The sequence below is a fragment of the Actinomadura sp. B10D3 genome (genome assembly GCF_039871695.1).
In the GTDB taxonomy this organism is placed as follows: domain Bacteria; phylum Actinomycetota; class Actinomycetes; order Streptosporangiales; family Streptosporangiaceae; genus Spirillospora; species Spirillospora madurae.
This window is the reverse complement of the sequence record NZ_JBDPLY010000050.1, coordinates 1-12843: the sequence shown is the minus strand read 5'-3', so window position 1 is coordinate 12843 and position 12843 is coordinate 1. Positions and strand designations below refer to the sequence as shown.

Sequence of the window (12843 nt, the reverse complement as noted above, 5' to 3'; positions counted from 1 at the left end):
TTCCGGCGAAGACGGGCCGGTGAGGGGGCAGGAACCCGGCCGCGGTCGGGGCCGTCGAAAGGAGAACCGTTCGCGACCGGAGGAGTGGGGCGATGGGGATGGCTCGACCGGCCGGCTCCCGGGCCGAGGTGATGTCACGGGTTCAGGCGGCCGTCCAGGCGACCGCGTCCACGCTGGTGCCCACACCGGACGGCTTCGACGTCCACACCAGCTCGCCGGTTCGGCACCGGAACACGCTCGCCGGGGTGACGCACCACGTCCGGCTGGACGAGCGGACCTGGACGTTCACCATCACCGGCGAGATCCGCGGGCGGGACGCGGACGGCGGCCGTTCGACGCAGCGCGGACGGTACTCCTACAAGAGCTTCGACATGACCTTCGGCCGCCGCAAGGACGGGACGTTCGGGAAGCTCGACGAGCAGCGGTTCCGCACGGACGACGCGCGCCGGCTCATCGTGGACGCCGCCACGGCGCTCGGCTGGACGCTCCGGCGGAGCGGGGCCGAGAAGGCCGGCCTCGTCGCGGCCCTCATCGGCGCCGGCGTCGCCGGCCTCGTCCTGATCGCCATGGTCATCGTCGTCGTGGTGCTCCTGCTGCTCTAGCGGGGCCTCGCGAACCGTCGCGGAACCGCGGGTGGCAGGATGGCGTCCGGTCTTCTGAGAGGGGCGGGCGTGCAGGTCGGGGACGGGACGCTGGCGGTGGGCGCCGGACGGCCGGAGGCGGAGAACCACGCGCCGGCCCTGCCGGGGCCGGTGTTCGCGGCGTACTACCACCTCGCCGGGGAAGCGAGCGGCCCCTACACCTACGGGCGCGACTCGAATCCGACGTGGACCCTGCTCGAACGGGCGATCGGCGAGCTGGAGGGCGGCGCGGAGGTCGTCGCGTTCTCGTCCGGGATGGCGGCCGTCGCGGCCGTGCTGCTGTCTCAGGTGCGCGCCGGCGATGTCGTGGTCCTGCCCGACGACTGCTACCAGACCACACGGGCGTTGAAGGACCGGCTGGAATCGTTCGGCGCGGTCGTGCGGACGGGGCCGACCGCGCGCGACGCGCAGCTGGACCTGCTGGACGGCGCCCGGCTGGTGTGGCTGGAGTCGCCGTCCAACCCCCGGCTGGACGTGTGCGACATCCGGCGGATCGCCGACGCGGCGCACGCGGCCGGGGCGCTCGTCGCGGTGGACAACACGCTGGCCACCCCGCTCGGGCAGCGCCCGCTGGACCTCGGCGCCGATTTCTCCGTCGCCAGCGACACCAAGGCCCTGACCGGGCACGGGGACCTGCTCCTCGGCCACGTCGCCGCCCGCGATCCGGAGTCGGCCGACGCGGTCCGGTTCTGGCGCAAGACCGTGGGCGCCGTCCCCGGGCCGATGGAGGCGTGGCTGGCGCACCGGTCGCTCGCCACACTGCAGCTGAGGCTGGACCGGCAGGACGCGAACGCGCTCGCGGTGGCCGAGGCGCTGCGGGGGCATCCGAAGGTCTCCGGGCTCAGGTATCCCGGGCTCCCGGACGACCCGGCCCACGAGGTCGCGGCCCGGCAGATGCGGCGGTACGGCTGCGTCGTGTCGTTCTCGCTGCGGGACGAGGCGTCCGCGGAGACGTTCCTCGGCTCGCTGCGGCTCGTCATGCAGGCCACCAGCTTCGGCGGTGTGCACAGCTCCGCGGAGCGGCGCGGGCGATGGGGCGGTGACGACGTCGACCCCGGTTTCGTGCGCTTCTCCGTCGGCGTCGAGGACACCGGCGACCTCGTGGCGGACGTCCTCCAGGCCCTGGAGAAAATCCCGTGATCGCCGGTGGCCGCCGGCTGTAGCGTGGCGGCCCATGAGCGACGCGCGGGCACTCCTGGAGAGCGGTGACATCACCGGGCTGATCCGGCATCTGCGTTTCAACGCGGACGGCATGGATTTGGCCGAGGTCGCGCGGCTGATGGAGGGCGCGGCGACCCTGTCGGGATTCGACGACATGCGCGAGGCGGCCGCGGCGATGGCCCGCGAGCAGGCACCGCAGGAGCTGTACGACTTCGGCTACGCGTGCATCGAACGCGGCATCCCGTTCCTGGCGGTCCCGCCGTTGAGGCGGGCGCTGCAGATGCTGCCCGACGAGCCCGCGCTGCTGATGGAGCTCGTGTCGGCGCTGGAGCGCGAGAACCGGCACGCCGAGGCCGTCGCGGAACTGGAACCGCGCGTGGACTCCCAGGACCCGTGGCCCGCGCGGTACCTGCTCGCCTACAACGCGCTGTTCGCCGGTGATCTCGCCCGCGCGGAGCACGAGGCGGGGCGGCTGCCCGCGCCGGACGACACCTGGACGCCCGCCCGCGACCGGCTTGCGCGCATGATCCAGCGGGCCCGCGCGGTACAGGACGTCAGCCCTCTCGACGGCACCGACCTGCGCGGCTGGCACTTCGCGCTCGGCGGGAGCGTCCTGCTCACCATCTCGCCGTACGGGTACGGCGACGGGATGACGGGCCGGTTCGCCTACACCTCGGACGCCTACTCGACGTGCCGGCGCGGCCTCGACCGGCTGCGGCTGGTCCTGGACGCGGCGGGCCGGCGGCCCGCGTCGGTCGGGCTGTTCCCCGACCGGTCGAGCCGGATCCTCGGGCTGGCCGCGGCGCGGCTGTTCGGGCTGCCCGCCGAGCCGTTCGCCCCGGGACGTCCCGATGTCCTGGTGGTCGCCTACGACCTGAACGAGACGGACGCGGAAGGGCTGTGGGAGCGTGCCGAGGGCCAGGTGCTGTTCGAGCACGCGACCTGCTGGACGGACCCGCCGGCGGTGAGCGCCGACGTCACCGGCCTCCTGCACCAGGTGGTGAAGGCGCCGTGGGGCGAGCAGCTGCGGTTCTCGCCGAGCGGCGAGACGGAGACCGTCCCGCCGGACGAGCGTCCCGCGGAGGAGCTGGCCGAGGAGATCGTCCGCGCCGATCCCCACGAGCCCGACGACGGCGCGGACGACGGCGCGCCGCCCGACCCCGACGAGTTGCTGGCCGGGTTCGTCCGCGCGGCGGCGGGCCGGTGGCTCACCGGCCCGCGGGACATGGTGCATTCCCCCGGGCCGGTGCCCAGCAGCAGGTTCATCTAGGCAGCAGGTTCTTCTAGGTGGCGGTCAGGCTCTCCAGGTCGGCGAGCAGCTCGGAGGCGAGGACCGGGTCCAGGTCGGCGAAGCCGCTCTCGAACGTGCGGGACCGGTGGTACTCCCCCGCCGACCGGGCGGCCCGGACGTGCGCGATCTTCTGCTCGGGGTGCAGGTCGACGTAGCCCGCGACGACGCCGGGGCTCAGCTCGACCACGACCGTCACCTTCGGGTCGAGCGTCCAGGAGATCCAGTGCTCGATGCCGTTGTCCTGCGGGGCGCCGCGCCGCCACCCCATCCGGGTGAGCCCGAGGATCCTCCCGGTCGGGACGGTCAGGCCCTCGAACCGCTCCAGCCGGCCGTCCGCGCCCTCCCCGTCGGCGAGGGTGCGGACGGGGCGGCCGAGCTGCGGGAACGGCTGCAGGATCTCGTAGTCGGCGAACAGCTCCGACCACGCGCCGACCGAGTCGCCCAGCCGCAGCGGATGGGCGATCTGGACCGTCGCCGCCTCCGGGAGCTCGACCGCGTCGTCGTCGAGGTCGGCGAACGTGCGGTCCTCCGCGATGCGGAAGGCGCGGTCGCCGCTCAGCCAGACCAGCCGGCGGGCGAGGTGCCACATCAGCGGGTGGCCGACGACGAACTCGGCGAACTCGGCGCGCGTCCATGCGCGGCCCAGGACCATCGACGACTCCAACCGGGCCACCTCGACGGACGCGACCGCGCGGACGTCCTTCTTCAGCTCCGCGAACCGCTTGTGGGCGGCGGGCGCCAGGTCCTGATCGTCCTTCGCGCCCGGCTTGGGCAGCGACGTGCGAGACCGGCCGCTCTCGTCCGCGATGGTGGGCCTGAGCTGCTCGTCGAAGCCGACCACGAACCGGCGCGGACCGTAGTCGAGCGTGAGCGTCCCGGCGGAGTCCAGGCCGAACCGCGGGACGAGCCGGTCCGCCAGCTGGTCCGGTGTCAGGCCCTCCCGCTTCGCCACCGCCGCCAGCCTGCGCTCCGCCTCGCCCTTCAGCCCCTTGTACTTCGACTTCCGCGCGATGCCGCTGATGTGCGTCAGGGCGACGTCGCCGCCGATCTCGGCGAGCACGGCGAGGCCGTGGACCGCGCGGCCGTAGCCGCCGCTCTCCCCCGGCCACCTCTTGATGTGCGGGGCGAGGAGGCGGACGGTCTCGTCGTCGCCGAACCGGCCGAGCATGGCCAGCACGAAGCCGCTGCGGCCCGGCAGGCCCGCCTCCAGCCAGGCCGTGAACACCGCCCGCGAGAACGCCGCCAGCGCCTCCCGCCCGCAGACCTCGACCGCCCCGTCCAGGACCGGGTTCACGTCGATCCCGCGGCTGTCCGGCACCGTCATGGCGAGCAGCAGGGTGCGGACCGCCTCGGGCGGAAGCTGCCCGCCCCCTTCCAGCGCGGGGCCGGGCAGCGCGCCGAGGTCCAGCCACTTGGGCAGGGGCGGCGGCTTGTACGGGGGCTCGGCGGGGGCCGCGGCGGGCGGTGCGGCCGCGAGGAGGGCGGCGACCGCCGCGGCGGCCTCGTCCCCGTGGACGCGGGCCGCCCCGGCGACGTCCCCCTCGATGGACCGCAGCGCCTTGACGGCGTTGCGGCGGGGGCCGACGCGCTTGCCCAGCGCGTCCGGCACCAGGTACGGGACGGCCGCGAGCCCGTGCCGCTCGAACCACGTGCGGGCGAGCTCCTGCACCGACTTGAGCCGGTAGAGCCAGTCGGCGAACAGCCGGGCGACGCCGGCGGACAGGAACGGCAGCAGGATCGGGCCGGTGCCGAACGGGTTCTGCTTCGCCAGGCGGAACGACACGTCCCACGCGTCGGTCTCGAAACGCGCCACGATCGGCCGGAGCGAATGGTCGAAGTCCCACGTCACGTGCGGTTCCCAGCCGGCCAACAGCGACCGGGCGAGATGCTCGGGGGCCTGCGCGAGGAACCCGGCCCGGGTGGGCTCGTATCCCATCCGGCCGTCCCGGAACTCCTCGGCGGCCTTCTCCCACTCGTCGTCCTGCCAGGACCCGTAGGCGCGCGTCTTCGCCCACCGCTCGCGCTCGCCGGGTTCCCAGCGGACGGCGCGGCCGTCCGGCGGTGTCAGGCCTGGGACGAGGATCGGCTCGTCATCGAGCGGCCCGGCGGTGGCGGGCTTGCGCTTCCACGGCGGGTCCAGCAGGGCCTTCGGCAGGTTCATGGCCTCTCTCAGGTCAGGGTCGCGAGATCGGCGAGTATCTCGGAGGCGGTCACGGGATCGAGGTCGGCGAAGGACGCCATTCCCCCGCCGCCCCTCCAGAGCTGGCCGGGGTGCCGGGTCAGGGCGATGGTGCGCAGCGTCTGGTCGGGCAGCGCGTCCACGGCGCCGACCGCGATACCGGGGTCGAGGTCGATGGCGAGGTACCGGCCGCCCGGGAGCCGCCGGGAGATCCAGCCCTCGATACCGGCGTCCTGCGGCGCGCCGCGCTCCCAGCCGCGCGAGGTCAGCCCGAGCACCTTCCCGACCGGGACCGTCAGGCCCTCGAACCGGGGCAGCCGCCCGCTGGCGCGCTCCTCGTCCGTGAGCCGGTGGACGGCGCGTCCGAGCTGCGGGAACGGCTGGAGGATCTCGTAGTCGGCGAACACCTCCGACCACGCGCCGAGCGAGCCGTCCAGGTCGACGGGGTGCGCGATGCCGACGGCCGCGAAGCCCGCCAGGGTGAAGACGTCGTCGTTCACGTCGGCGTACGTGCCGTCCTCGGCGACGCGGAACGCGGTGGTCGCGCCGCCGTCCCTCTCGCCGTCCCTCTCACAGGCCAGCCAGACCAGGCGCCGGACGATGTGCCGGACGAGCGGATGCCCGGCCAGCAGCTCCTCGAACTCCCGCACGGGCCAGCGGCGCCGCGTGACCATGCAGGTCTCCAGGCGGCGGAGCTGGCCGGCGGCGACGGTGCGGACGTCCTTCTTCAACGTCGAGTACGCCTTGTAGGCGGCGGGCGCGAGGTCGGGATCATCCTTCGCGCCGGGTTTGGGGAGGGCCTTGCGGCGCGTGCCGCTCTCGTCCGACACGAAGGGCCTGAGCTGCTCGTCGAACCCGACGACGAACCGGCGCGGGCCGTAGTCGAGGGCCATGCTGCCGTCCGCGTCCAGCCCGAAGTCGGGGACGAGCCGGTCGGCGAGCTGCTCGGCGGTCAGCCGCAGGTTGGCGGCGACCTCGGCGATCTTGTCCTGCGCCCGGGCCCGCAGCGCCTTGAACCTGACCCGCTGCGCGATGCCGTGCAGGTGCATGAGGGCGACGTCGGTGCCGATGGCGGCGAGCACGTCCAGTCCGGTGACCGCCTTGGCGTGCCCGCCGTCGCCCGGCCACGCGCGGATCACCGGGGTCAGCCGGCGGACCGTACCGTCGTCGCCGGTCAGGCCGAGCTGGGTGAGCGCCCAGCCGTCCTTGGACGACGCGCCTTGCGCCTCCCACTGCCGGAACAGCCCCCAGCCGAACTCGGCGAGCGATCCCCGGTCGCACAGGTCGCGGACGGTGTTCACCCCGGCGTAGTCGTCACCGGGCCTGGACATCGCGAGCATCGTCACGACGTGGCGCGCGGCGGCGTCCGGCAGCGCCCGGGCGCGGTCGCGCAGGAGGATCTGCGGGAGCAGCCGCACGTCGGCCCAGTCGCTGATCCGGGGGATCCTCGAGGGGAGCAGGTCCAGGGGGTCGGCGGCCACCAGCGCCTCGATCGCCGCCGCGGCCGTGTCCCCGTGGACGCGCGCCGCCTCGACGACGGCCTCGGCCCCCTCTGCGGCCGCGATGAAGCGCAGCGCGGCCTCGGCGGCGCGCCGTCCGGCGCCCGTTTTGCCCAGCGCCGGAGGGAGCAGCGCGGGGACGGCGGCCAGGCCGTGCCGCCGGAACCAGGTCCGCGCCGTATCCCCGGCCTGCTTGAGCCGGACGAGCCAGTCGGCCATCAGCCGGGCGACGTCGTCGCTCAGGTAGGGAAGCAGGATCCCGCCGGCGCCCGCCGGGGCGCGGCGCGCCGCGAACACCGCGGCGTCCAGTGCGTCCAGCTCGAACCGGGCGACGACGACCCGCATCCATTCGCCCACGTTCCCGTGGTCGGGCGGCTCCCACCCGGCGAGGAGCGGGCGCACCAGGTCCTCGGGTCCCTCCACGAAGAACAGCGGGTGCATGTGAGCCGGCAGGTAGCCCAGCTTGAACTTCTCCGCCTGGACGTCCCAGTCCAGCCGGTCGACCCAGCGCCACAGATGGTGCAGGTCGACCGTCCACTCGTCCCGCTCGCCCGGCTCCCAGGCGATGGAGCGCGTGCCGGGCGCCGCGAGGACCTTCACGACCGGCCTGGCCCTCGGCCGGGGACGCGCCCACGGCGGATCGGCGAGCAGCGGCGGCAGCGCCTCGTCCGGCGCCTCCGGCAGCCGCACGATGGACGCGCGGGCCGCCTCGACGGCGGCGCGCGATTCCTCCGGAAGCTCCGGCGGCATCGCCTCCGCGAGATCCGGATGATTGATCAGATGCGCCCGCAGCAGTTCCTCCGTCTCGGGGCTGCGCGGCGCCGCGGCCAGCAGCCGCAGCGCCCGCTCGGGGAACCTCCCGGCCGCGGCCGACAGCGCGGGCCGGACGTACTTGCGGTCGAACCGGTCCACGAGCGCCTGGAACGCCTCGTCGACCGGCAGGCGCGCCAGGGCGTCCAGCAGGTTCCGGGTGGTGTCGCCGTCGGCGTACCGGTCGTCCAGCGCCGCGGTGAGCAGGGGCACCGTGGCGGACGGCCCGACACCGTCCACGAGGGTCGCGACGATGCTCGGGCTCCGGTCGTGGTAACCGAGCGGCAGGGTGGCCGGGTCGGCCTGATCCGGTGCTCCGAGCGAGCAGAACAGCATCCAGCGGAAGGTCAGGTGGTGGGGCAGCCGCGCGACGGCCGGATCGGCGCAGACCTCGTCCACCCAGTCTCCCCGCGCCGGCACGAGATAGGAGACGACCATTCTCTGGAGGGACGTCCGCCGCGCGCCCGCCAGCCATTCGACGGCCTCCGCGTACACGTCGTCGTCGGCGGCGGCCAGCTGCGACCGGAAACGGCGCGTAGCCTGCTCGTCCACCCACCAGGCGCCGATGTGGTCGGAGTGCCGGCGGGCACGGACGCCGCCCCAGGTCCTCTTGCTCCCCGCCTGGAGGTATTCGACCGTGATCTCGCACAGCTCGGCGTAGGCGCGGGCGGCGAAGGGCAGGCCGTGCTCGACCGCCCACGCGTCCTGGAACGCGCCCACCCCGCCGGCTTCACGCCACCCGGGCAGGGAGACCGCCACCGACGCGACCACCGCCGCGCCCAGCGGATCACGTTCCCCCCGCAGATGGGCGCGTGCGCTCTCGGCGAGCTCCGGGGTCGTTCCCGGCAGGGCGAGGATGTTCTCGATCTCCGAGCACGCCCTGTCCACGAACGCCCGTGCCTTCTGGGACGCCGATCCGTCGATCCGCGCCTCCGGCCATGGCCCCGGACGGTCGCGGCGGGGATGGGCGATCCTCCGCCACGCGTCCGGCATCTCCCAGGTGCTCTCGTCTGCCGCGCTCGCCATGGGGCCACACCGTAGAGGAGATGACCGACAATGCAGATCAACTTCCCGAACGCATGTCCCGCTCGACGGCGTCGGCGGCCTTGCGGGCGGCGATCAGCACGGGGTCCCAGACGGGCGCGAACGGCGGCGCGTAGCCGAGGTCGAGGCCCGTCATCTCCTCGACCGTCATCCCGTGCCACAGCGCGATCGCCAGGCCGTCCACACGCTTGGCGGCGTTCTCCCTCCCGACGATCTGCGCGCCGAGCAGCCGCCCGGACCTGCGTTCGGCGATCAGCTTGGTCGTCATCTTCGCCGCGCCGGGGTGGTAGCCGGCGCGGGTGGTGGACTCCACGACCACGCTCAGCGTCGCGAAACCGGCGGCGGCCGCCTCGCGCTCGTTCAGCCCCGTCCGCGCGACCTCCACGTCGCAGATCTTCGAGACGGCGGTGCCGACGACGCCGGGGAACGTGGCGTAGCCGCCGCCGAGGTTGACGCCCGCGACGCGGCCCTGCTTGTTGGCGTGCGTCCCGAGCGCGATCGCGACCGGGGCGCCGGAGACGAGGTGCCGGGTCTCGACGCAGTCGCCGGCCGCCCACACCCGCTCGGCGCGGGTGCGCATCCGCCGGTCGGTGACGATGCCGCCGGTCGGACCGGTCTCCACCCCGGCGTCCCGGGCGAGGCCGGAGGCCGGTTTCACACCCAGGCCGAGGACGACCAGATCGGCGGGCAGCGTCCGGCTTCCGGTCCGGACGGCGGTGACGCGCCCTTCCGGCGATGCGTCGAAGCCTTCGACGGGCTCTCCCAGGTGCAGCTGCACGCCGATGCCGCGCATCGCGTCCGCGACGATGGCGCCCATGTCCGGATCGAGGGTCCCCATCGGCTGGTCGGCGGCGTCCACGAGGGACACCTCCAGGCCGCGCATCACCATCGCCTCCGCCATCTCCAGGCCGATGTAACCGCCGCCCACGACGACGGCCCGGCGCGGCTTCTCCTCTTCGAGGACGCGGCGGATCGCGACCCCGTCGCCGAGGATCTGCACGCCGTGGACGCCCGCGGCGTCCGCCCCGGGCAGCCGCGGCCGGATCGGGTCGGCACCGGTCGCGATCATGAGGTCGTCGTAGGGCTCCCAGTGCTCGCCGCCCTCGTCGAGGGAGCGGATGCGCACCCGGCCGCCGTCCAGGTCGATCTCGACGGCCTCGGTGCGCAGCCGCAGGTCGATGCCGCGGTCGCGGAACTCGGCGGGCGTGCGGGCGATGAGCGCGTCGAGGTCGTCGACCACGCCGCCGACGTAGTACGGGATGCCGCACGCGGAGTAGGACGCGTGCCACCCGCGCTCGACCACGACGATCTCCAGCTCGTCCGGGCCGCGCCTCCGGCGGGCCTGGGACGCGGCGCTCATCCCCGCGGCGTCACCGCCGATGACGAGCAGCCGTTCGCGTGCGGCCATGCCGGTCTCCTCCCCTGATGATCGTCCTACTCCAGACCGTAGACCCGGCGGGCGTTGCCCGAGGCGATCATCTCCGCGACGCGCGCGGCGTCGGAGGACGTCCAGGCGCCGTCCTCCACTCCCCCGGCCAGGAACCCGGCGAGCCCGTGGCGGAACAGCAGGGCGCCCAGGTGGTACAGCTCCGCCAGCCCGAACGCGTCGGAGGAGTACAGCACCTTCCCGAAGGGGGCCAGCTCCAGCAGCTCGGCGATCAGCGCGGGCGAGCGGTGGCCGAGGTTGTGGGTGGCGAGGCCCACGTCGACGTACACGTTCGGGAGCACCTGCGCCAGGTACCCGGCGTGCCGGTGGAACGGGTAGTTGTGCAGCAGCATCGCCGGGACGGGGTCCATCGCGCGGAGCAGCTCGATGAGCAGCAGCGGGTCGCCGCGGCGCAGGTCGGCGTCCACGTCCCCGTACCCGACGTGGAACTGCACGGGCAGCCCGGCGTCCACCGCGCACCACACCAGGAACCGGTGCAGGATCTCGTCGCAGACGCGCGGCGGCTCGCCGCTGCTCTCCGCGGCGAGCATCAGCTGCCCGGCCGCGCCGGTGACCTCCGCCTCGGACGGCCGGATCCCCGACAGCTCCAGCCCGGCCCGGTAGGCCGCGATCGACTTGGCGCCGGCGGCCTCCCGTGCGCCGATCCGGGACCGCACCTCGTCGGCGAACCGGGCCGCCTCGACGCCGTCCGCCGCCACCTGCTCGGCGACGGACTCCAGCCGGACGATCTCGTGCGCCGCGGCGCCGGCGAGGCGTCCCAGGTCGGGCGGGTCGAGCAGGGCGGCCGGGCTGTGACCGGTGTCCACGCAGAGCGCGTCCAGCCCGGCGGCCTCCAGGAACCGGCGGTTGACCTCGGCCGCACCGAGCTCGGCCCGCCGGGACAGGTACTCGGCGGGCTCCGCATGCGCCTCCAGGCCGAGGACGGGCGGGCACCAGCGCCGCAGCGCGAACCCGACCTGGGTGTCGAACATGCTCACCCCCGGCGGGCCGGCGGTCTCGGCCTCGGTGAGCAGCTCCTCGAACCGTGTCCGGCCGAGGTTCTCGCCGAGGACGCCGTGGCAGTGGTGGTCGACCAGCGGCAGCGACTCCAGATACTCCAGCACGGCATCCGCCTTCCTCCGTCGAACCGGCCCCGGTTCTCCCTACGATGCCCTTACGGACCGTGTTCGTGCCCTCATTCACCCTGATCGGGAGTCAGCACCGTGGAACCGACCTCTGTCACCGCTCCGGAAGGACAGGCCCCCGGCGTCCGGCCGCTCGACGGGCACGAGCGCGCCCGGCTCGGCGCACGCGCGGCGGAGGCGGCGCGGAGGCTGGCCGGGCAGGGCCTCGTGGCCGTGGCGCTGACGTGGGTGGACGTCAGCGGGATCACCCGCACCAAGACGGTCCCGGTGGAGCGGCTGGAGCACGCCGCGGCGTGGGGCGTCGGGATGTCCCCGGTGTTCGACGTGTTCCTGCTGGACGACTCGATCGTGTCCGGGCGCCACATCGGGGGCCCGGTCGGTGACCTGCGGCTGCACCCCGACCTGGACCGGCTCGTCCCGCTGGCCGCGCTGCCGGGCTGGGCGCACGCGCCCGCGCACCGGTACGCGCAGGACGGCACCGTCCACCCGCTGGACACGCGCGCCCTGCTGCGCCGCGAGATCGACCGTCTGGCCGGGGATGGCTGGACGGTCAAGGCGGCGTTCGAGATCGAGTGGGCGGTGTCGAAGGGCGAAGGGGACGAGTTCTCCCCGGCCTGCAAGGGCCCCGCCTACGGGATGACGCGGGTCACCGAGCTGGCGGGCTACCTGCGGGACGTCCTGAAGGCGTTGCGCGAGACCGGCGTGACGGTCGTGCAGCTGCATCCCGAGTACGCGGCCGGGCAGTACGAGGTGTCGGTGGCCGCTGAGGACCCGGTGGGCGCGGCCGACACCGCCGTCCTGGTCAGGGAGACCATCCGGGCGGTGACCCTGGAGCACGGCATGGCCGCGTCGTTCTCCCCGAAGGTCGAGGCGGACGCGGTCGGCAACGGCGCGCACGTCCACCTCAGCCTGTGGCGGGAGGGCGCGGCGGACGGTCCGGCGAACGCGATGACGGGCGGCGGCGGCCCGTGCGGGATGACGGCGGCCGGGGAGGCGTTCACCGCCGGGATCCTGCGCCGGCTGCCGGCGCTGCTCGCGGTCGGCGCGCCGTCGGTGGCGAGCTACCTGCGGCTGATCCCCTCGCACTGGGCGGGCGCGTTCGCGTGCTGGGGGCTGGAGAACCGGGAGGCCGCGCTGCGGTTCGTCACGGGCGCCGAGGGCGAGCGCGCGACCGCGGCGAACCTGGAGGTCAAGTGCGTGGACGGCGCGGCCAACCCGTACCTGCTCCTGGCGGCTCTGCTCGCCGCGGGCCGGGACGGCCTCGGCACCGGCCTGACGCTGCCGGAGCCGGTCGGCACCGATCCCGCCGGTCTCGCGGAGGAGGAGCGCGCCGCCCGGGGCATCGCCGCGCTGCCGGCGTCGCTCGGGGAGGCGGTCGCGGCGTTCGAGGCGGACACCGTCCTGCGGGACGCGCTCGGCGAGGCCGTCACCGACACGGTGTCGGCGGTGCGGCGCGGGGAGATCGCGCTGCTGGACGGCGCGACGCCACAGCAGGTGGCCGCGGCGACCCGCTGGCGGCACTAGGAGTGTGCTGAACAAGGGGTGATGTGGGCGGGAAGGGCGCCGAGATGGCCGTCTGTGCGGCCGGTTGGGTCAGGCCCCGTGGGGTCGACAGAGTGGTCGCCCTTCCCGCGTGGTCCAGGTTGG

Annotated in this window: 8 protein-coding genes; 4 read left to right on the top strand and 4 right to left on the bottom strand. The window is 74.4% G+C overall.

All coding sequences use genetic code 11. From position 1 onward, the window contains the following. Positions 1 to 131: 131 nt before the first annotated feature. The 3 genes from ABGB11_RS40890 (at position 132) to ABGB11_RS40880 (ending at position 3072) form a co-directional block, all read left to right on the top strand. Complete coding sequence (locus ABGB11_RS40890) at positions 132 to 602, top strand: hypothetical protein (protein WP_347641003.1); 471 nt, start codon at positions 132 to 134, stop codon at positions 600 to 602. Between the two features lie 69 nt (positions 603 to 671). Then, on the top strand, positions 672 to 1781 hold the full coding sequence (locus tag ABGB11_RS40885; RefSeq protein WP_347641001.1) for a cystathionine gamma-lyase: 1110 nt from the start codon (positions 672 to 674) through the stop codon (positions 1779 to 1781). 34 nt (positions 1782 to 1815) lie between these two features. After that, complete coding sequence (locus tag ABGB11_RS40880) at positions 1816 to 3072, top strand: hypothetical protein (protein WP_347641000.1); 1257 nt, start codon at positions 1816 to 1818, stop codon at positions 3070 to 3072. A gap of 13 nt (positions 3073 to 3085) precedes the next feature. Here ABGB11_RS40880 and ABGB11_RS40875 read toward each other — a convergent pair whose 3' ends face one another. The 4 genes from ABGB11_RS40875 to ABGB11_RS40860 are packed head-to-tail and all read right to left on the bottom strand — an operon-like array spanning position 3086 to position 11175. After that, a complete protein-coding gene (locus tag ABGB11_RS40875; RefSeq protein WP_347640999.1) occupies positions 3086 to 5254 on the bottom strand; it encodes a DUF4132 domain-containing protein in 2169 nt (722 codons plus the stop codon). Between the two features lie 8 nt (positions 5255 to 5262). After that, a complete protein-coding gene (locus tag ABGB11_RS40870; protein ID WP_347640997.1) occupies positions 5263 to 8607 on the bottom strand; it encodes a DUF4132 domain-containing protein in 3345 nt (1114 codons plus the stop codon). A 37-nt stretch (positions 8608 to 8644) separates the two neighbouring features. Further along, a complete protein-coding gene (locus tag ABGB11_RS40865; RefSeq protein ID WP_347640996.1) occupies positions 8645 to 10033 on the bottom strand; it encodes an FAD-dependent oxidoreductase in 1389 nt (462 codons plus the stop codon). Positions 10034 to 10059: 26 nt separating this feature from the next. Beyond that, positions 10060 to 11175 carry an amidohydrolase family protein gene (locus ABGB11_RS40860; protein WP_347640994.1) on the bottom strand — a complete coding sequence of 372 codons (1116 nt, stop codon included), beginning with the start codon at positions 11173 to 11175 and terminating at the stop codon, positions 10060 to 10062. A 99-nt stretch (positions 11176 to 11274) separates the two neighbouring features. On the opposite strand from ABGB11_RS40860, the gene ABGB11_RS40855 reads away from it, so the two are divergent. Next, positions 11275 to 12720 carry a glutamine synthetase family protein gene (locus ABGB11_RS40855; RefSeq protein WP_347640992.1) on the top strand — a complete coding sequence of 482 codons (1446 nt, stop codon included), beginning with the start codon at positions 11275 to 11277 and terminating at the stop codon, positions 12718 to 12720. Positions 12721 to 12843: the final 123 nt, after the last annotated feature.